The organism is Arthrobacter sp. CP30 (assembly GCF_053470025.1).
In genome coordinates this window covers 1-690 of record NZ_JBQEMM010000032.1, presented here as the reverse complement: position 1 = coordinate 690, position 690 = coordinate 1, and the positions used below count along the sequence as shown (strand labels likewise).

The window sequence follows — 690 nt, the reverse complement described above, 5'->3', positions numbered from 1 at the left end:
AGCCTCATCATCGGGTCTACCGGCACCGACGCGACCTTCACCGGTGGCGAAAACGGCTATGTCGCGAACAGCCTGGTCGTGTGGTGCGCGGAGCACCAGCGCGGCATCGACGCCGAACGCAAGAAGGAGTTGAGCAGCGGCTATCGGTACCGCGCGGACATGACCCGCGGCATCACCCCCAGCGGTTTGCAATACGATGGTGTAATGCGTGACATCCTCTTCAACCATGTAGCCCTCGTCTTCGAGGGCCGCGCGGGACCAGACGTTGTTGTCGGGGATGAACTGATGAAGCTGACTTCGCGCACGGCGCTGATGATTTCCGGGGCGGTGGCCGCAATGGTCCGCCCGCTCCTCGCCCAGGATGCCAAGGTGGACATCACCGACGCGCTCAAGGACGTGAATGCCGCCTCGTTCGCCGCCGATGGCGCGCCCGCCGGTATCGCGACCAAGGTTGTCGAGCTGGTGACGCCGCATCTCGCGGCCGACCAGACCATCGATGCCGACGCGCTCACCGCGTCGATCTCGGCGATCCAGCCCGTCGCACTGGCCGAGGACGCGATCCCGGAGCTGAGCCCTGCGCTTGCTCCCGCTCCCGCGCCCTCCCTCACGCTGGCCCCGGCGCCCGCGCCGAAGGAGCCACAGGCGCTGGACCAAGCCACCGTGGCCAAGATGATCTCGGATGCCGAAGGC

General features: G+C 67.0%; 1 protein-coding gene. It reads left to right on the top strand.

Annotation, left to right across the window (positions count from 1 at the left end):
• Positions 1–690 (top strand): DUF2213 domain-containing protein (locus ACTIMO_RS17165; RefSeq protein ID WP_448183206.1); only part of this gene is annotated, 690 nt, incomplete at both ends.